At 62.3% G+C, this 17,641-nt stretch carries 16 protein-coding genes; 12 read left to right on the top strand and 4 right to left on the bottom strand.

Going from position 1 to position 17,641, the window contains the following annotated elements; all coding sequences use genetic code 11:
* Window positions 1-81: 81 nt before the first annotated feature.
* Window positions 82-1,479, bottom strand: coding sequence for a bifunctional dTDP-4-dehydrorhamnose 3,5-epimerase family protein/NAD(P)-dependent oxidoreductase (locus PJL15_RS05170; protein ID WP_281450136.1), 1,398 nt, complete (start codon window positions 1,477-1,479; stop codon window positions 82-84).
* Between the two features lie 3 nt (window positions 1,480-1,482).
* Window positions 1,483-2,481 carry a dTDP-glucose 4,6-dehydratase gene (rfbB, locus tag PJL15_RS05175; RefSeq protein ID WP_281450137.1) on the bottom strand — a complete coding sequence of 333 codons (999 nt, stop codon included), beginning with the start codon at window positions 2,479-2,481 and terminating at the stop codon, window positions 1,483-1,485.
* A gap of 53 nt (window positions 2,482-2,534) precedes the next feature.
* Here rfbB and rfbA point away from each other — a divergent pair, with 53 nt between their 5' ends.
* On the top strand, window positions 2,535-3,401 hold the full coding sequence (gene rfbA / locus PJL15_RS05180) for a glucose-1-phosphate thymidylyltransferase RfbA (protein ID WP_281450138.1): 867 nt from the start codon (window positions 2,535-2,537) through the stop codon (window positions 3,399-3,401).
* A gap of 38 nt (window positions 3,402-3,439) precedes the next feature.
* Here rfbA and PJL15_RS05185 read toward each other — a convergent pair whose 3' ends face one another.
* A complete protein-coding gene (locus PJL15_RS05185; protein WP_281450139.1) occupies window positions 3,440-4,372 on the bottom strand; it encodes an aldo/keto reductase in 933 nt (310 codons plus the stop codon).
* A gap of 52 nt (window positions 4,373-4,424) precedes the next feature.
* Between PJL15_RS05185 and PJL15_RS05190 the strand changes: the two genes are divergently transcribed.
* Window positions 4,425-5,258: an undecaprenyl-diphosphate phosphatase gene (locus PJL15_RS05190; protein WP_281450140.1), complete on the top strand. Its 834-nt coding sequence runs from the start codon at window positions 4,425-4,427 to the stop codon at window positions 5,256-5,258.
* 15 nt (window positions 5,259-5,273) lie between these two features.
* On the top strand, window positions 5,274-6,551 hold the full coding sequence (gene mshC / locus PJL15_RS05195) for a cysteine--1-D-myo-inosityl 2-amino-2-deoxy-alpha-D-glucopyranoside ligase (protein WP_281450141.1): 1,278 nt from the start codon (window positions 5,274-5,276) through the stop codon (window positions 6,549-6,551).
* Between the two features lie 72 nt (window positions 6,552-6,623).
* Here the strand turns inward: mshC and PJL15_RS05200 are convergent, their stop codons facing one another.
* Window positions 6,624-7,529: a PAC2 family protein gene (locus PJL15_RS05200; RefSeq protein ID WP_281450142.1), complete on the bottom strand. Its 906-nt coding sequence runs from the start codon at window positions 7,527-7,529 to the stop codon at window positions 6,624-6,626.
* 30 nt (window positions 7,530-7,559) lie between these two features.
* On the opposite strand from PJL15_RS05200, the gene PJL15_RS05205 reads away from it, so the two are divergent.
* The 9 genes from PJL15_RS05205 (at window position 7,560) to pafA (ending at window position 17,575) form a co-directional block, all read left to right on the top strand.
* On the top strand, window positions 7,560-8,372 hold the full coding sequence (locus tag PJL15_RS05205) for an HAD family hydrolase (protein ID WP_281450143.1): 813 nt from the start codon (window positions 7,560-7,562) through the stop codon (window positions 8,370-8,372).
* On the top strand, window positions 8,373-9,536 hold the full coding sequence (locus tag PJL15_RS05210; RefSeq protein WP_281450144.1) for a site-2 protease family protein: 1,164 nt from the start codon (window positions 8,373-8,375) through the stop codon (window positions 9,534-9,536). It begins immediately after the preceding gene.
* 111 nt (window positions 9,537-9,647) lie between these two features.
* A complete protein-coding gene (locus PJL15_RS05215) occupies window positions 9,648-10,712 on the top strand; it encodes a tRNA (adenine-N1)-methyltransferase (protein ID WP_281450176.1) in 1,065 nt (354 codons plus the stop codon).
* Between the two features lie 96 nt (window positions 10,713-10,808).
* Window positions 10,809-12,617: a proteasome ATPase gene (gene arc, locus PJL15_RS05220; RefSeq protein ID WP_281450145.1), complete on the top strand. Its 1,809-nt coding sequence runs from the start codon at window positions 10,809-10,811 to the stop codon at window positions 12,615-12,617.
* A complete protein-coding gene (gene dop / locus PJL15_RS05225; RefSeq protein ID WP_281450146.1) occupies window positions 12,614-14,287 on the top strand; it encodes a depupylase/deamidase Dop in 1,674 nt (557 codons plus the stop codon). The genes arc and dop overlap by 4 nt, the downstream gene beginning before the upstream one ends.
* A gap of 120 nt (window positions 14,288-14,407) precedes the next feature.
* Window positions 14,408-14,611, top strand: a complete 204-nt coding sequence (locus PJL15_RS05230) for a ubiquitin-like protein Pup (protein ID WP_281450147.1) — start codon at window positions 14,408-14,410, stop codon at window positions 14,609-14,611.
* Between the two features lie 79 nt (window positions 14,612-14,690).
* Window positions 14,691-15,500 carry a proteasome subunit beta gene (gene prcB / locus PJL15_RS05235; RefSeq protein WP_281450148.1) on the top strand — a complete coding sequence of 270 codons (810 nt, stop codon included), beginning with the start codon at window positions 14,691-14,693 and terminating at the stop codon, window positions 15,498-15,500.
* A 1-nt stretch (window position 15,501) separates the two neighbouring features.
* Complete coding sequence (gene prcA, locus PJL15_RS05240; RefSeq protein WP_281450149.1) at window positions 15,502-16,209, top strand: proteasome subunit alpha; 708 nt, start codon at window positions 15,502-15,504, stop codon at window positions 16,207-16,209.
* A gap of 1 nt (window position 16,210) precedes the next feature.
* A complete protein-coding gene (pafA, locus tag PJL15_RS05245) occupies window positions 16,211-17,575 on the top strand; it encodes a Pup--protein ligase (RefSeq protein WP_281450150.1) in 1,365 nt (454 codons plus the stop codon).
* Window positions 17,576-17,641 lie beyond the last annotated feature (66 nt).

Raw genomic sequence — 17,641 nt, forward strand, 5'->3', positions numbered from 1 at the left:
TTGAGTTGTCTCCCGGCCTCCGTAAAAGGCTGCCGTAGCGCTACTTTAGGCCGTTTCCGAAAACTCCACCAGAGGGAGTTCCTAACTATTGAGATATTCAGCCAGGCGCTGTGAGGCGTCCGGGGGAGCGAACCCCGCGGCCGTTATTTTCGCGAGCTCCAGGACGCTGTGAGTGGGCCGCGGAGCCATGCCTGGTTTGTCGTAGTCCGCCGTGCTGACCGGATGCACCAGACCGGGATCCACCCCGCACAGCCGGTAAACCTCCCTGGCAACATCCGCCCAGCTCTGCTGCGGGCCACTGTTGCTGATGTTGTAGGTGCCGTATGGCGCTTGGGACTCGATCAGGTGCCTGATGCCCGCAGCGAGGTCCACCGCAAAGCTCAACCGGCCGAACTGGTCATCCACTACGCCCGGTGACGCGCCTTTGGCAGCGAGACCGGCCATGGTTCGAACAAAGTTCCTGCCGTCGCCCACCACCCAGCTCGTCCTGACGATGTAATGCCTCGGCACGGTTGCCACAGCAATGTCTGCGGCGGCCTTGCTCTGCCCGTACACGCCAAGGGGAGTGAAAGCCTCGCCTTCGGCATGGCTTTCCTTGGTCCCGTCAAAAACGTAGTCGCTTGATGTATGGACCAGGGTCAGTGAATGCTCGACGGCGGTGCTTGTCAAGCGGGATACGGCAGCTGCGTTGATGGACCAGGCAGCCGCGCGGCCTTCGGGGGTTTCGGCGGCATCCACGGCGGTGAACGCGGCAGCGTTGACGATCGTGGAGTAGTCGCGCCAATCCAGTGACCGGTAGGAATCCTCGCTGGTGATGTCAAAGTCCCGGCGACCGGCGAAGTCCACTGCGGTATCGCCGTCGTAGGCCTGCCGGAGCGCAGTTCCCAACTGGCCATCGGCGCCCAGGACCAACGTCCGGCGTTTCTGCATTGGCGAAACGCCTGCCAGGCGCGGATGGTTCCTGTCCTGCTCCGAGACAATAGCGCGGGCCAGGGGGATCGGCCACGGGACGGCAACGTCCTCGTCCGCAAGATTCAGGAAGGTGTAAGTCTTCTGGGCTTCCGGGCTCCAATGATCGTTGACCAGATAGGTGTAGGCGGTGTCGGCTTCCAGTGTTTGGAAGGCGTTGCCCACGCCGCGGGGCACGAACACAGCTTTTCCCGGGGTCAGCTCTGCCGTGAACAGCACGCCGAAGGTTGGACCGTCCCTGAGGTCCACCCAGGCTCCGAAGATACGTCCGGTAGCCAACGAGATGAATTTGTCCCATGGTTCGGCATGGATGCCCCGGGTGGTGCCACGTACAGCGTTGAACGAAATGTTGTTCTGGACGGGCCCAAAATCAGGCAGTCCGGCATCCACCATTTTCCTGCGGTGCCAGTTTTCCTTGAACCAGCCGCGGCTGTCGGCATGAACCGGGAGTTCGAAAAGCATCAAGCCCGGAATCGTGGTAGGTGTGGAGGCCAGTTCCAGCGCGCCCACCGTTTAGTGCCCCTGCCCCGCATACTTCGACTCCGTGACCGCTTTTTGCGGGCGCCACCAGTCTTCGTTGGCCTTGTACCACTTCACGGTCTCTGCCAAGCCGGAGTCGAAGTCGGAGAACCGCGGCGTCCACCCAAGTTCACTGCGGAGCTTGCTGGAGTCGATCGCATAGCGAAGATCGTGTCCGGGCCGGTCATTTACCAGGTCGTAGGCGTCAGGTCGTTGACCATTGAGGGAAAGGAGCTTCTCCACCACTTCGCGGTTCGATCGCTCGCCGTCTGCCCCGATCAAGTAGGTTTCACCCACCCGCCCACGTTCCAGGATGGTCAGGACTGCGGACGAATGGTCTTCCACATGGATCCAGTCCCGAACGTTCAATCCCTGGCCGTACAACCGTGGCCGGACCCCGTCCAGGATGTTGGTGATTTGGCGCGGGATGAACTTTTCAACATGCTGGAACGGGCCGTAGTTGTTGGAGCAATTACTGATGGTCGCCTTGAGGCCGAACGAACGCACCCATGCACGCACCAGCATGTCGGAGCCCGCTTTTGTGGCCGAGTAGGGGCTGGTGGGGCGGTATACCGAGTCTTCCGTGAATTTACGGGGTTCATCCAGGGCGAGGTCGCCATACACCTCATCCGTGGAGATGTGATGGAAGCGGGTTCCGTGCTTGCGGGCGGCTTCGATGAGGGTGAACGTGCCCATCAGGTTGGTGTCCAGGAACGGCCGGGGATCCTCCAGCGAGTTGTCGTTGTGCGACTCTGCGGCGAAGTGGATGACGGCATCAACAGAGGACGTCAGCGTGTCCACGAGGCCGGCATCGCAAATATCCCCTTTATGGAAATCAAAACGGCTTGACGGCAATCCTGACAGTGATTCCATGCTGCCGGCGTAGGTCAGTTTGTCCAGGACCGTGACATGGAGGCTGGTGTGCTCCATGATGAAGTGAACAAAATTGCATCCGATGAATCCGGCCCCGCCGGTGACAAGGATTCTCTGCATGGCCATAGCGTAACCGTCCGGGACGGTGATGCGCAGCGGGAGAGGACAGTTAGATGCGCGGAATTATCCTGGCCGGTGGCACTGGATCCAGGCTCCATCCGATTACGCTCGCAATCAGTAAACAATTGGTTCCAGTCTTCGATAAACCAATGATCTACTATCCGCTATGCACGCTGATGCTGGCCGGGATTCGCGATATTCTCATCATCACCACGCCGGCGGACGCCCATCAATTCGAGAACCTGCTGGGGGATGGATCCCAATTCGGAGTGAACCTTAGCTATGCCCGTCAACACACGCCCGATGGACTCGCCCAGGCTTTCATTCTGGGAGAAGAACACATCGGAAGCGGCAAGGTGGCGCTCATCCTGGGCGACAACATCTTCAATGGTCCCGGCATGGGCAACCAACTCCGGCATTATGCCGACGTCGACGGCGGCGCCATCTTCGGCTATTGGGTCAAGGATCCAACCGCTTACGGCGTGGTGGAATTCGACGACGACGGTCTGGCCATTTCCATCGAGGAGAAACCGGCAATACCCAAAAGCAATTACGCGGTACCCGGACTCTATTTTTATGACAACAATGTAGTTGCCATGGCCAAAGACCTTAAGCCTTCCCCGCGCGGGGAGCTTGAAATTACCGACATCAACCGTTCGTACATGGAGCTTGGTCGCTTGCATGTGCAGAAGTTCCCGCGGGGGACCGCGTGGTTGGATACCGGAACGTTCAGCGACCTCAACGATGCTTCAAATTACGTCCGTACCACCGAAAACAGGCAAGGCCTGAAGATTGGCGCTCCGGAAGAGGTGGCATGGCGGATGGGGTACCTGAGCGACGACGAACTACGTCAGCAAGCGGCCAAGTTGGCCAAGAGCGGCTACGGCAGCTACTTGTTGGACATCCTGGACAGGCGCTGACTGGAGCCAGAGGGTGACAGAGCCAGGCTACTGACCGGCTAGGCTGCCGAGACATCCTCAAGTGCCCGGGCAATCTCCGCCGGCAGCACCGACAACTGTGCGTCCAGCAGTTCCTTGAGCTGGACGGCGTTCCTGGGCCCCACAACCGCGGTGGAAACCCCCGGCCTGGACAGCAGCCAGCTCAACGAGACGTCCAGTGGCGACCGGCCCAGTCCTCGCGCAGCCATGGCGACCGCTTCCACCACCCGCGACGCGCGGGGCTCCAGATATGGCTCCACGTAGCCAGCGAGCCTGCCTTGGGCTGCGCGTGAATCCGAGGGAATCTGTCCACGGTATTTTCCGCTGAGCACCCCCCGTCCCAGCGGCGCCCAGGCCATCAAGCCAAGGCCGGCATCCTCGACGGCCGGAATAAGTTCCTCTTCGGGCTTGCGCTGCACCAGGGAATACTCCGACTGGTTTGCCACCAGCGTGAATCCGGCCACAGCCGCTGCCTTGGCCGTCTGCCAGCCGTTGTAGTTCGAAATGCCTACGTACCGCGCCCGACCGGTGCGCTGGGCCAATTCCAAAGCCGAGAGTGTTTCGTCCAACGGCACGTTCGGGTCCCATTCCTGGGCGAACCAAATGTCGATGTAGTCAGTTCCCAATCTGGCCAGGCTCGCATCAAGCGCCGACAGCAATGAGCCGCGGGAGGCGTTGACGCTGCGTCGTGTCTCCGACGACGACACCCCGGCTTTCGTGGAAATCACGACTTCGGACCGGGCGACGACGTCGCCCAGCATGGAACCCAGCATCGCTTCGGCCCGGCCCTGGGCGTAAGAGGCGGCCGTGTCCACCACGGTCCCGCCGGCCGCAACGAATTCGTGGAGTAATTCTGCAGCATCCTGCTCATCGGTTTCCTGGGCCCAGGACATGGTTCCGAGGGACAAGGAGGACACGCGGAACCCACTGTTCCCGACATAACGCTGCTGCATAGCTGCTAGCTTACGGGCAGTTACCAGTCTTCATGACGTAGGGTCTATTCACGTGAACTGGATAGAAGCAGCCTTGCTGGGCCTCGTGCAGGGCCTCACCGAATTCCTCCCGATTTCCTCGAGCGCGCATCTGCGGATCGTTGGCTCATTCCTTCCGGATGCAGCCGATCCCGGCGCGGCCTTCACTGCGATCACGCAGTTGGGAACCGAGACCGCCGTCATCGTCTACTTTTGGCGTGACATCGTCCGCATTGTGCGGGCGTGGTTCGGCTCCTTGACCGGCAAGGTGGAACGCAACGACCCCGATGCCCGCATGGGCTGGCTGGTCATCCTGGGCAGCCTGCCCATCATCGTTCTCGGACTGTTGTTCCAGGACCAGATCGAATCGGTGCTTCGCAGCATGTGGATCGTGGCCACCATGCTGATCGTGTTCGGCATGATTCTGGCAGTCGCCGACGCCATCGGACGTCAAGAGCGTGACCTGACGCGACTGACGTACAAGCACGGCATCCTGTACGGCTTTGCCCAGGCAATGGCCTTGATCCCCGGCGTTTCGCGCTCCGGCGGCACCATCACTGCCGGACTACTTATGGGTTACACCCGTGAAGCAGCAGCACGCTATTCCTTCCTGCTTGCCATCCCGGCAGTGTTCGGCAGTGGGCTGTACCAGCTCTACAAGACAGTCTCGAATGAAGGCCTTGCCGGACCTTACGGCCTGCCCGAAACAGCACTGGCCACAGTCATTGCCTTCGTTGTGGGTTACGTCATCATTGGCTGGTTCCTGAAGTTTGTCTCCACGCGGAGCTACCGGCTCTTCGTTTGGTACCGGATCTTCCTGGGATTGGCCCTGTATGTCCTGCTCGGTTTCAATGTGATCAGTGCCTAGCACTAAGGTTGAGTCGTGAAATCGTGGATCTCCCGCCCTGTCCCTGAGCTGCCCGGCAGCATGCCGCCCGTACGGCTGTTCGACACTGCCTTGGGCCGTGTCGTGGAGGTGGAACGGCAGGCGGAACAATCGATGTACGTCTGCGGCATCACCCCCTACGATGCGACGCACATGGGGCACGCGGCCAGCTACGTGGCATTCGACCTGTTGAACCGGGCGTGGCGTGATGGTGGCGTGCGGGTCGCCTATGTCCAGAACGTTACGGACGTTGACGACCCCCTGTTGGAACGCGCCACCGCAACCGGCGTGGACTGGCGGGAGCTTGCCCAGAGCCAGATCGACCTTTTCCACTCCGACATGGACGCCCTGAACGTTCTGGCGCCGAACCATTACATCGGTGCTGTCGAGGCCATCCCGGACATCGTGCCCGCCATCGAAGAACTTATCGCTGACGGGGTCGCCTATCGTGTTCAAGGCGTGGACGGAGAACCCGACGGCGATGTCTACTACGACGTCGAAGCCGCCGGCAAGCGCTCGGACGCGACGGACGCCTGGAAACTGGGTGACGTTTCCGGCCTCGGTGAGACGGAGATGCTGGCCCTCTTCGCCGAGCGCGGCGGAGACCCTGCACGGCCAGGCAAGCGGAACGCACTGGACCCTTTGCTGTGGCGGGTCGCCCGTGACGGTGAGCCCAATTGGCCCGGTGCAAGCCTCGGAGCCGGCCGGCCCGGCTGGCACATCGAATGTACCGTGATCGCGCAGAAGTACCTTCCGGCGCCGTTCACTGTCCAAGGTGGCGGCTCGGACTTGATCTTCCCGCACCACGAAATGGGAGCGGGTCACGCGTACTCCTTGTCCGGCGTACCGCTGGCAAAGCATTACGCCCACGCGGGCATGGTGGGCCTCGACGGAGAAAAAATGAGCAAGTCCAAGGGAAACCTGGTTCTTGTCTCCAAACTTCGTGCGGCCGGTGAGGAACCGGCGGCCATCCGCCTGGCGATCCTTGCCAACCACTACCGTTCCGACTGGTCATGGACCGGGGAAGCGTTCGCAGCGGCGAAGGACAGGCTCGCGTTGTGGCGGGAAGCCCTGGAACAGGCGCCCGCCGGCTCGGCCGCCGGACTCGTCTCGGCCATGCGGAAGGAGCTGGCCAACGACCTCAACGCGCCAGGCGCGATTGCCGCCGTCGACGATTGGGCCCGGGCCGCGGTGAACAACAACGCGGAGAAGTCCGCCCAGGACGCGGCACTGGTTTCCGACGCCGTCGACGCTTTGCTGGGGGTCGTGCTTTAAGCCCGCGTCCGTTCAGAAACACTGATGGCCCCGACTAATGTCGGGGCCATCGGTGTTTTCCGGGCAAGTTTGCTACGGACGATCCTTGCCGCGACGCTTCAAGTAGCGCTCGAATTCGCGCGCAATGGATTCACCGGAGGCCTCTGGGAGATCCGCCGTGTCCTTCGCCTCCTCCAACTGGCGCACGTAGGCGGCAATCTCCGGGTCTTCCGTGGCGAGTTCATCCACCCCGCGTTCCCAGGCCTCCGACTCTTCGGCAAGCGCGTGGCTGTCCAGGGGAACCTGGAGCAAATCCTCAATCCGGTGCAGGATGGCGAGCTGGGCTTTGGGGGAGGGCGGCTGCGCTACATAGTGGGGAACGGCTGCCCAGAGAGAGACCGTTGGCAGGCCCGCCAGCAGGGCGAATTCGGCAAGGACACCTACGATTCCCACTGGCCCCTCGTACTGCGAGGCTTCCAGGTTGAGGCGTTCACGCAAAGAGTTGTCCTCGGTGGTGGTGCTGACCGGGATAGGCCGGCTGTGCGGAACGTCCGCCAGCAGGGCGCCGACCAAAATGACGGAGTCCACTTTGAGGGCCTCGGCATGAACCAGGAGTTCGGTGGTGTAAGCACGCCACCGATAGGAAGGTTCCGTTCCGAGAACAAAAACCACATCCACGTTGCTGTCGGGAACTGCGGCCTTGTAGATCCGCGTTGATGGCCATTTAACTTTGCGCGCACCGGAGGAGGTGCGCCGCACGGTGGGCCTGGTGAACTGGAAGTCGTAGTATTCCTCGGCGTCCACGGCGGCAACCTTCTTGCCGTCCCATAGCTTGTTCAAGTAGTGCAGCGCATCGCTGGCGGCTTCACCGGCGTCGTTCCAGCCCTCAAAGGCGGCGATCATTACGGTGACGCGCTGGCCTTCCGCGGGTTCCTTAAGGAAACGCTCGGGCTCCGCGGTGATGTCCTGTCCTTCGGGGGTCCCGTCCACACTGTTCATCCACTCACCCTACGTCCAAGACCCTGATGGATGCATGGCATTTCGTGTCAACGCGTGTCCCGTATTCGCCCACAGCACAATGCCAGCACCGTCGGCCACCAGGTTCCACGTAGACTGGAAACCATGCATTCAACACCCAGCCAGCCCCTCCTCAAAGCCGTGCTCTGGGATATGGATGGCACCCTTGTGGACACCGAACCCTATTGGATCGCTGCCGAGCGCGCCCTGGTGGAGGCCCATGGAGGCACATGGACCCACGAACAGGCCATGCAGTTGGTGGGCCAGGCATTGCTTCATGGGGCTGCTGTCCTGCAGGATGCCGGAGTCCGCCTGGAAGCCCGCGAAATTGTGAACACCTTGAGCGCACAGGTCATGGAGCAAGTGCGGAATGAAGTCCCTTGGCGTCCCGGTGCGCGGGAATTGCTGGACGACTTGCACCAGGCCGGTATCCGCTGCGCCCTGGTAACCATGTCTGAACACCCGTTGGCCAGTGTGGTAGTCGAAAGCCTCCCCAAGCCCTACTTCGAATTCATGGTCACCGGTGACACCGTGTCCAACGGAAAACCGCACCCGGAGGCCTACCTCACGGCAGTGGAGCGGCTCCGCCTGGACGACCCCGCCCTAACCATCCATCACTGTGTGGCACTGGAGGATTCTGTGCCCGGTGCCACCGCGGCCATAGCGTCCGGAGTGGTGACGGTGGGAATTCCGCACCAGGTTCCGCTGCCCGAGGACCCACGAATGACCACCTGGGACACACTGGTCGGCCGGACTGCGGCGGATGTCGGCCGGCTTGTCGATGCCCGCTTCACGGCGGCCAACCTGCTTGAAGGGGCGAACTAGGTGAGCGGTTCTTCCACACCCCATCACGTCGCCACTAAAAGGGAAGGCATTCCCCTCGGGAAAATCGCCGGCGTTCCGGTCTATCTGGCTTACTCGTGGTTCGTTATTGCCGCCATCACTGTGGTCTTCTACGGCCCGGTTGTCATTGACGTTTTCCCCGGCATTGGCAACTGGGGATACCTTGTAGGGCTGGCGATCGCCTTGTTGCTCGCCATCTCAGTACTCGTGCACGAATTGGCCCACGCCCTGAGCGCCAGGGCGTTTGGATGGCCCACCGAGAAGATCGTGTTGAACCTGTGGGGCGGCCATACACAATTTGAGAACTTCACATCGTCCCCGGGCCGTTCGGTCATCGTTGCCCTGGCTGGCCCGGCGTCAAACTTCGTCATCGCCGGGGTCATGTGGGCTGTTACGTCAACGGGGATGCTGAGCGGCGTACCGCGCATGCTTGCGGACATCCTCATGTTGGCAAACCTGGTGATCGGAATCTTCAATGTCCTCCCCGGCATGCCGCTGGACGGCGGCCGGCTGGTGGAATCCGCTGTATGGAAAGCCACCGGCAGCCAGGACAAGGGAACCATTGCAGCGGGCTGGTCCGGGCGGATCATCGTAGTAGCCCTGCTCATCTGGTTCATTGTTGTTCCGTTCCTCAAGGGCGAGCTACCGAACCTTATGTACACCTCTGTCACCATCCTGGTCTGCGGCTTCCTGTGGATGAGTGCCTCCAGCTCCATCCACCACGCGAAGCTGCGCAGCCGCCTCTACCTGGTAAGCGCCGCCGGACTGGCGGAGCGCGCGGTCGGCGTGCCCAACACGGCCACCGTGGCCGATGTCCTGGCCGTCGCACCCGCCGGGAGTCCCGCCGTCGTCATCTGCGGACCTGACGGCAAGCCCCAAGGGGTTGTGGACAGCGGCGCGGCAGCCAGCGTTCCGCCAGAGGCCACGACGACGACGCCCGTCACCGCGGTTGCCCACGCCCTGGCAGCAGGCGCTTACGTCCCGGAATGGTCCAAAGGGCAGGAACTGATCCAGTACTTGGCGCGGCTGGAAGGCGGCGAATACGCTGTGGTGGACCACAACGGAATCGTCACCGGCCTCCTCCGCCAGGAAGCCGTAGTGACGGCCATAACAGGTAAGGAAGCCCGCAGGAGCGGTCGCCCCTGACCACCCTGCCGGTAGAGTTACATGCCGGCCGCCTTAGCAAAACACTTTGACCTTGGCGTCACCAGCCAGCAACACGTCGCGGCCCAGCCGTACAAGAGCGAGGAACACCACATGAACCGCGAAACCGCCGCCCCCGAGGCCAGCGCAGGCCCTGACGAGGCAGCTACCGACTCTGCCGTGCAGCCCACTGGCGCTGCCCGGCGTCGCGGGCCCTTCCGTGTGGGCGAGCGGGTCCAGCTCACGGACGAACGCGGCCGGATGAACACCATCATGCTGGAGGTCGGCGGAGCGTTCCACACCCACCGCGGTTTCCTGAACCATGATGAAATCATCGGCAAAATGGACGGCTCGGTGGTCACCAATAACGTCGGGCAGCAGTATCAGACGCTGCGCCCGCTGTTGTCTGATTTCGTGTTGTCCATGCCCCGCGGCGCTGCAGTGGTCTACCCCAAGGACGCCGGCCAGATTGTCACCATGGCAGACATCTTCCCAGGCGCGCGGGTCGTCGAAGCTGGAGTCGGTTCCGGTGCCCTGTCCATCTCCCTGCTTCGTGCAGTGGGCGACGGCGGCTACCTGCACTCGTTCGAACGCCGCGAAGAATTCGCCGACATAGCCCGGGGCAATGTCGAAACCATTTTTGGTGGTCCGCACCCCGCCTGGCAGATCTCCCTCGGTGACTTCCAGGAGGAAGTCGTCAAGGCCGAAGCCCCTGGCTCCGTGGACCGGGTGGTCCTGGATATGCTCGCCCCGTGGGAGTGCCTGGATGCGGTCGCTACCGTCCTTGCTCCCGGCGGAGTCTGGATCAACTACGTAGCCACGGTTACGCAGTTGTCCCGCACTGCCGAAGCCATCCGCGCCGACGGGCGCTTTACCGAGCCTGACGCCTGGGAATCGATGGTGCGCGGCTGGCACCTCGAAGGCCTGGCAGTCCGGCCCGACCACCGCATGGTAGCCCACACAGGCTTCCTGCTGGTGACCCGGCGCCTGGCCGAAGGCGTCACCGGAATTTCGGTGAAGCGTCGTCCTTCCAAGACCGAATTCAGTGAAGAAGACCTCAACGCCTGGACGCCCGGCGCGGTAGGGGAGCGCTCCGTATCGGATAAAAAGCTCCGCCGTGCTGCCCGCGACGCCATCGCCGGCACCAACGTCCAGGACGACCCCTCGGTCACAAACTGAAAAGGTCACAATAGGGTCCGCATTCCGGATGTCACCGGGCACCCTGGGCTTTTCGGGACTAAGGTCTTCTTAAGCGCAGGAAGGGGCTGATGAATCGTGGATACGCCAAACAACGACCTTGGACGGCCGACGCCGGAAGATGCAAACACAGCGGCAGAGGAAAGGGCGGGCCGGGGTCCCGCCCCAGTTCAACCACCGGAACCTTCGACTGACCTGACTGTTGCCGAACGGCAGATCAACATCCTTCGGGACAAGCTCCGCCACATCGACCGGCAGCTTGCTGCCGCCACCCAGAACAACGGCAAGCTTGTGAGCATGCTGGAAACCGCCAAGGCCGAGATACTTCGCCTCAAGGGGGCCTTGGAGCAGGAGGGGCAGCCACCCTACAGCTTCGGCACCGTGCTCCAGATCAACCCCCGCAAGCAGCCGGCGCCCGGCAGTTCCGGACAGGCGGCCACCGAGGAGTCGGTGGACATCTTCAACGCCGGCCGCAAAATGCGTGTGGGTGTCAGCCCGCTGGTCAACCTCAACCAGCTCGCAGTGGGACAGGAAGTGCTCCTTAATGAGGCACTCCTGATCGTTGCCGGACTTGGCTACGAGCGCGCCGGCGAGCTGGTTACCTTGAAGGAAATGCTGGGCAAGGACCGCGCCCTGGTGGTCGGCCGCGCCGACGAAGAACGGGTGGTCCGGCTCTCCGGCTCCCTCCAGGAACTTCACTTGAAGGTCGGCGACGCCTTGTCCTTGGATTCGCGGACGGGCTACGTCCTCGAGAAGGTCCCGCGCGCCGAAGTGGAAAACCTCGTCCTCGAGGAAGTTCCAGACATCACGTACCAGGACATCGGCGGCCTCGGTCCCCAGATCGAGCAGATCCGCGACGCCGTGGAACTGCCGTTCCTCCATCCGGACCTCTACCGTGAACACGGGTTGAAAGCCCCCAAGGGCATCCTGCTCTACGGTCCTCCGGGTTGCGGCAAAACGCTCATCGCCAAAGCGGTGGCGAACTCCCTTGCCGCCAGGGCAGCGGAGCGCGCCGGCAATACGGACCTGAAGAGCTACTTCCTGAACATCAAGGGCCCTGAGCTCCTGGACAAGTACGTTGGCGAGACCGAACGCCACATCCGGCTGATCTTCGCCCGCGCCCGTGAAAAGGCCTCGGACGGCAGCCCCGTGGTTGTCTTCTTCGATGAGATGGACTCGCTCTTCCGCACCCGCGGCACCGGGGTGTCATCCGACGTCGAAACCACCATCGTGCCCCAGCTGCTCAGCGAAATTGACGGTGTGGAGCGCCTGGACAACGTGATCGTCATCGGCGCTTCCAACCGTGAAGACATGATCGACCCCGCCATTCTCCGGCCGGGACGCCTGGACGTGAAAGTCAAGATCCAGCGGCCGGACGCCGAGGCTGCAGCGGATATCTTCGGAAAGTACATCACTACGGACCTGCCTTTCCACGCCCAGGATTTGGCTGAGTACGGGGGAGATGTCCAGGCCACCGTGGACGCCATGGTCCAGCGCACTGTTGAGGCCATGTATTCCACCGAGAAGTCCAATGAATACCTCGAGGTCACATACGCCAACGGTGACACGGAGATGCTGTACTTCAAGGACTTCAATTCCGGCGCCGTGGTGCAGAACGTGGTGGACAGGGCCAAGAAGTACGCCATCAAGGACCTCCTGACCAACAATCAGAAGGGACTTCGCATCGAGCACCTGCTGCGCGCGGTGGTGGATGAGTTCCGTGAGCACGAGGACATGCCGAACACCACCAACCCAGACGACTGGGCGCGGATTTCGGGCAAGAAGGGTGAACGGATCACTTACATCCGCACTATCGTCCAGGGCAAGGCCGGGCAGGAACCGGGCAAGTCCATCGAAACCACCGCCAATACGGGCCAGTACCTATGACAGCAAGACCCGAAGGTTCACCTGCAGGGAATCTGCCCGTTGGCGGAGCGATGCGAGTCATGGGCTCGGAAACTGAATACGGCATCCATGCACCTTCGGCTCCCGGCGCCAATGCCACCATGATGTCCGCAAGGATCATCCAGGCGTACGCCACGGTCACGCGGCAGCGCGCGGCCGGCGGAGCCGAGACCCGCTGGGATTACACCGACGAGGAACCTCTGCACGACGCCCGCGGCTGGACAGTGGACAGGGCGGCGGCTGATCCGAGCCAGCTCACGGACCAGCCGCCAGTGCTCGACGCCGAAGCCGTCGCCTTGGCGTATGGCCGCCAGGAACTTGAACTCGATGGCGCGGATGAATCCGGTTCCCTGCTGATGAACATGGTGCTCGGAAACGGCGCACGGCTCTACGTGGACCACGCGCATCCGGAGTATTCCAGCCCGGAAGTCACCAACCCCAGGGATGCCGTTGCCTGGGATGCCGCCGGGGACGTAGTGGCCCTTGCCACGGTCCGGAAGGTTGCCGCCGACACCAGCCTGCCTGCCATCAACCTCTACAAGAACAACACCGACAACAAGTCCGTTTCCTACGGTTCCCACGAGAACTACCTCATGCCGCGTTCGGTGCCCTTTGGCGACATCATTCGTGGCCTGACCCCGTTCTTCGTGTCCCGGCAGGTCATTTGTGGTGCTGGTCGTGTGGGGATTGGCCAGGACAGTTCCACCCCTGGCTACCAGATCAGCCAGCGTGCCGATTTCTTCGAAGCGGAAGTGGGGCTCGAGACAACCATCCGGCGTCCCATCATCAACACCCGGGATGAGCCCCACGCTACTGCGGACAAGTACCGCCGCCTGCACGTCATCATTGGGGATGCGAACCTCAGCCAGTCCTCCAACTACCTCAAGTTCGGGACCACGGCCATGGTCCTGAGCCTCATCGAGGCCGGCCAGGCCCCCAAAATCGAGGTCCACGAGCCGGTCCAGGCGCTGCAAACCGTCAGCCACGACACCACGCTTACCGCGACGGTCCGTCTGCTCGACGGTCGGAGGGTGACGGCCCTGGATCTCCAGTGGATGTATTACGAGGCAGCGGCAAAACTTGCCCAGGAAACCGGCGTGGCTGATTCCGTGTCAGGCGACGGTCATACCCATGACGTCCTGTCACGGTGGGAATCGACCTTGACCACGTTGGGATCCGATGTGGGCGCAGCGGCGTCCTCCGTGGAGTGGGTTGCCAAGAAGTCGATCCTGGAAGGGTACCGCAACAGGGATGGACTGGACTGGGACGATGCCCGGCTCGGTTTGGTTGACCTGCAGTGGTCGGACATCCGCCCCGAAAAAGGCCTCTACTACAGGCTTTTGACCAACAACCGCATGCTGCGTGTGGTGGACGACGCCGACATCACCCGGGCGGTGACAGAACCGCCGTCGGATACCCGCGCGTACTTCCGCGGCAGGTGCGTTTCAAGGTTCGGCAGGGATGTCGTGGGCGCGAGCTGGGACTCGGTGATCTTCGATGTTCCGGGGCTGGGGAAACTGCAGCGCGTACCCACCCGGGAGCCCTTGCGGGGCACGCGTGCGCTGACCGGGGCACTCTTTGACCGGCACCAGGAAGCCGGGCCGTTCCTTGCCGAATTGCTGGGCCAGAATCCGCCTCCGGCAAAGGCCTGAGACAGTGTCCGCCACAGGAACATTCGTACCACTCCAAAGCCGTACGCAGCAGCCCGCAGCGTGGCAATATGGCAGTAGGAAGTCTCCAATAACAGGGGACTGACAGTAGGGAGAAAGAAAATGGCAGGTCAGGAGCAGCAACAACCGCAGTCACGGGAAACCGAAGCTGAAGTGGACGTCCCGGAGGCTCCGCCAGCAGCGCCCGAAGCCCAGGCTTCCGAGGCCACACAGGGCGTGGATGATCTCCTCGATGAAATCGACGGCGTGCTGGAATCGAACGCCGAAGAGTTCGTCAGGGCGTTCGTCCAAAAGGGCGGCCAGTAACCGGCCCCACACTCGGATGTACAACCCGGACGGCGTGAGGCCGCCGGGCAAAGGAACGCAGAGTCGAAGGAGTGCAGCAATGCAGGACCCATCAAACGGCCCCCTGGCCACCCAGGCAACGTCTTCATTTACGGAACATCTCCAACGCTCGCGTCCTGAACTCCTTCCGTTCAATCAGGCGCTGCCCGCCGGCAGCGTACCGCCATCGCCGCACGCCACCACGATCGTGGCACTGACGTATGCCGGCGGCGTGCTGATGGCGGGGGATCGCCGCGCCACCATGGGCAACGTCATCGCCAGCCGGCACATCGAAAAGGTGTTTCCGGCCGATGAATATTCGGTGCTGGGTATTGCCGGGACGGCGGGTCTTGCCATCGACATCACCCGTCTGTTCCAGGTTGAGCTGGAGCACTACGAAAAGATCGAGGGAACGCTCCTGAGCCTGGTGGGCAAGGCCAACCGCCTGGGCGCCATGATCCGGGGGAATCTTCCCATGGCGATGCAGGGAATGGCCGTTATCCCACTGTTTGCCGGGTTCGACCACGTCAGCGGGGTAGGCCGCCTGTTCTCCTACGACGTCACCGGTGGTCGCTACGAAGAGCAGGAACACCACTCGGTAGGTTCGGGTTCGGTCTTTGCCAGGGGCGCGCTGAAAAAGCTGTGGAAGCCGAATCTTTCCGAGGAAGCCGCCGTAGCTGTCGCCGTCGAGGCACTATACGACGCTGCCGACGACGATTCCGCCACCGGAGGCCCGGACCCCGTACGCCAGCTTTGGCCAGTGGTCTACACCGTGAACCGCGCCGGAAACCGCAGGGTGCCCGAACGCGATCTGGCCGCAATCGCCGGAGCGATCGTCGAATCGCGGGCCATCGCCGGACGGGAGGCCTGAGATGACACAGCAGTTCTACGTTTCTCCTGAACAACTGATGAAGGACCGGGCGGACTTCGCCCGCAAGGGCATAGCCCGCGGCCGGTCCGTGGTGGTCATCAGCTGCGCCGACGGAATCGCCCTGATCGCGGAGAACCCCTCACCATCCCTGCACAAGATCGGGGAAATCTACGACAAAATCGCCTTCGCGGCAGTAGGCAAGTACAACGAATTCGAGAGCCTGCGACAAGCGGGCGTCCGCTACGCCGACGTCCGCGGATACTCCTATGACCGCGAAGACGTCACGGCCCGCGGGCTGGCCAGCGTTTACGCGCAAAGCCTCGGCGCCGTGTTCACGGCTGAACAGAAACCATTCGAAGTGGAATTGGCAGTTGCCGAGGTCGGCGCCACGCAAGAGCAGGACCACCTCTACCGCCTGACCTTCGATGGTTCGATCGCGGACGAGAACGGCTTTGTTGTCATGGGCGGCCTGGCGGAGCAGATTTCCGACGTCGTCAGCGGGGCTTGGGAGGCCGAACTCACTTTGGCCGGCGCCATGCGTTTGGCGTTGCGCGCCCTGGCCGCCGACAAGGAACTGGAAGCGCTGCCGGCTACCGCCGTCGAAGCCGCGGTCCTCTACCGTGCGTCGGAGAGCCACCGTGGATCGCGCAGGGCGTTCAGGCGGCTGTTGCCCGAGGACATGACCCGGTTGCTCACAGAGGAGGCCTGAGATGGACAAACGTATATTCGGCATCGAAACGGAATTTGGGATCTCCTACTCGAGCCCGGACTCGCGACCACTGGCACCTGAGGAAGTGGCCCGCTACCTCTTCAGGAAAGTGGTCAGTTGGGGGAGGTCATCGAATGTCTTCCTCACCAACGGCTCGCGGCTTTACCTCGATGTGGGCTCCCACCCGGAATATGCCACGGCCGAGTGCGATGACCTGGCCCAACTCATTGCCCACGACAGGGCGGGGGAGCTCATCCTTGACGACCTCGTGGACGAGGCCCAAAACAGGCTTGCCGCAGAGGGCTTCAACGGAACCGTCTACCTTTTCAAGAACAACACCGATTCCGCAGGCAACTCCTACGGAAGCCACGAGAACTATCTGATCCCGCGCCGCGGCGAATTCTCCCGTTTGGCCGAAATCCTGATTCCGTTCCTGGTCACCCGGCAGCTGATAGCAGGAGCAGGCAAGGTGTTGAAGACCCCGCACGGTGCCACGTTTGCTTTCTCCCAGCGCGCCGACCACATCTGGGAGGGCGTGTCGTCGGCAACCACACGTTCACGCCCGATCATCAACACACGCGACGAGCCGCATGCCGATGCCGAGTTCTACCGCCGCCTCCACGTGATTGTGGGGGACTCCAACATGTCCGAGACGTCGGCCCTGCTCAAGGTCGGCACCGTGGACCTGATTCTCCGCATGATCGAATCGGGCGTCATCATGCGCGACATGCGAATGGAGAACCCCATTCGGAGCATCCGCGAGATCTCGCACGACCTCACAGGCCGCGCCTTGGTTCGCCTGGCCAACGGCAGGCAGCTGACGGCGCTGGATATCCAGCGCGAATACCTCAGCAAAGTTACTGAGTTCGTGGCGACCAACGGGGCCCACAACGCCCACGTTCCACTGATTCTGGACTTGTGGAAGCGCACGCTGGACGCCATCGAGAGCGGCGACACAAGCACTATTGACACCGAGGTCGACTGGGCCATCAAGAAGAAGCTGATGGATGGGTACATGCGGCGTCATGGGCTCAGCCTGGATTCCCCGCGGATCGCCCAGCTGGACCTCACGTACCATGACATCTCGAGGCAGCGGGGACTGTTCTTCCTGCTCCAGGCCAGGGGAGCTGCACGCCGGCTTGTCACTGAGACTGACGTCAAGGACGCCGTCGATGCGCCGCCGCAGACTACCCGCGCCAAGTTGCGTGGCGATTTTGTTCGCCGGGCGCAGGAACTAGGCCGGGACTACACGGTCGACTGGGTTCACTTGAAACTGAACGACCGTGCGCACCAGACCATCCTCTGCAAGGATCCTTTCCGCAGCGAAGACGACAGGGTCGATGCCCTGCTGGACTCCATGGGCTGACAGGCGCTTTAAGCTGGCTCCCAGTTTCACGGGCTATTCTGGATAGTGGTCTCTTTCCAAGAGACA

Origin of the sequence: Paenarthrobacter nitroguajacolicus (genome assembly GCF_029952445.1) — a bacterium.
In the GTDB taxonomy this organism is placed as follows: Bacteria; Actinomycetota; Actinomycetes; order Actinomycetales; family Micrococcaceae; genus Arthrobacter; species Arthrobacter nitroguajacolicus_B.